This is a genomic window from Pseudorhodobacter antarcticus, assembly GCF_900110135.1.
Lineage (GTDB): Bacteria > Pseudomonadota > Alphaproteobacteria > Rhodobacterales > Rhodobacteraceae > Pseudorhodobacter > Pseudorhodobacter antarcticus.
This window is the reverse complement of record NZ_FOCO01000111.1, coordinates 1-1,409: the sequence shown is the minus strand read 5'-3', so window position 1 is coordinate 1,409 and position 1,409 is coordinate 1. Positions and strand designations below refer to the sequence as shown.

General features: G+C 55.4%; 2 protein-coding genes. Both read right to left on the bottom strand.

Annotated features, from left to right (window positions below):
* Positions 1-199: 199 nt before the first annotated feature.
* Positions 200-457 (bottom strand): Arm DNA-binding domain-containing protein, encoded by a 258-nt coding sequence (locus BMY36_RS19115; RefSeq protein WP_139194170.1) that lies wholly within the window; start codon positions 455-457, stop codon positions 200-202.
* Positions 458-666: 209 nt separating this feature from the next.
* The gene (locus BMY36_RS19110) at positions 667-1,161 is read right to left on the bottom strand and encodes a GNAT family N-acetyltransferase (protein ID WP_050520618.1); all 495 of its coding nucleotides are present in this window, start codon (positions 1,159-1,161) and stop codon (positions 667-669) included.
* Between the last annotated feature and the right edge of the window lie 248 nt (positions 1,162-1,409).

Sequence of the window (1,409 nt, the reverse complement as noted above, 5' to 3'; positions counted from 1 at the left end):
GGTTTACTCATACCACACAGCTACCATGCTGGATTCACAAGATGAATCCCTCATGGGATTTGTGCAACAGAGCCACCCAGACCCCCCATACTTCCAGACCTGCACTCTGATCCTCGTCCAACATGATCGCCTCCTGAAATTCTTCAGGCGCAATATCGCAAATCCCTTATTTTATTGAAACATGGGGTATATACACCGCTTACTTTTCTTCGATGCCATCTGACCGCACAGCAGCTTCTTGGGACGCTTCGATCCAGCCCATCTGCGGCCAGTTGCCCATCGCCTCCGTGAAGTTCTGACCTTTCCAAAACTTCCGAAACCGCCACGTTTTCGACCGTGCGCCAACCTCAAGATAGAGGTTCGGAAAGCGGGGGGCACGATACCGCGTTGCCTGCCCGCCGAGATGTGCCGCGTCGTCGAGGGCACCCTTCGTAAACTTCATTTCTGCCGTCGCCATGCTTGCCTCCATGCAATCAACTATGCAATTGCATGGCATCCAACAGCGGGGCTGTGCAACCGAAGATGCTGATTTTGTAAGGCAATCCTACCGTCAGCCAGGGTCAGCAAGGTCGTATTATCTGATTAGAAGTCAGGTGCTCTATCCAGTTGAGCTACGAGACCACGCGCCCTTTTTGGGCCAGCCGCGCGCGCAGCACAAGGGGCAGGTTATAAAACAAGGGTCATGAAAACGCTGTTTGGGTCGGCGTGATAGCCGTCAAACGGGGGGCATTCGACAAAGCCCGCGCGGGTATAAAGGTTGCGGGCGGCGATGAAGGTGGGCTGCACGCCGGTTTCTAGGCTGAGTCGGCGAAAGCCTGCGGCGCGCGCTTCATCTTGCAGATGGGTGAGCAGGCGTTTGGACAGGCCGCGGCCCCGCACCTCGGTCAAGACATGCATGGATTTGATTTCAGCATGGTCGTCGGTGATGCGTTTGAACGCGCCCATGCCAACCGGAACGCCCACATCGCGCATCACGAAAAACACAATATGCGGGGTCGCAAGCTGGCTGGCATCCATCATATGGATGCTTTCGGGCGGGGTGTCGGCGTGCATATCGGCGGTGTGGCGCGCCATCAGCAAGGACAGGTCCGTCCCAAGCGGGCTTTCTGCGGCGATGGAGATCACTGAAAATCTGGCAAAAGTTGTCTCGACATAGTTCATAGTTTCCAATAATAACAGCGCTTTAGATCTTACGGAGTCCGGCTGGGAGCAAAGAACCCGCGAGAACAGAGGCAAGATGCCGCGAAACCGGGCCGAAGACAACAAAAAAGCCCGCCGAAGCGGGCAGATGCATGTTGAAGGGTTGGTTTAGATCGTATCCGTCCGGTGTGACTGGCGTTGACTTATTGAGCCGGCCAGTTCCATGGCATGAGGTCATCAAGGCGGTTCATTTTGTGATCAGCGATGCG

Bases quoted from the DNA above. Each gene is read 5' to 3' on its own strand.
- BMY36_RS19110 (WP_050520618.1), bottom strand. From the start codon at position 1,161: ATGAACTATGTCGAGACAACTTTTGCCAGATTTTCAGTGATCTCCATC.
- BMY36_RS19115 (WP_139194170.1), bottom strand. From the start codon at position 457: ATGGCGACGGCAGAAATGAAGTTTACGAAGGGTGCCCTCGACGACGCG.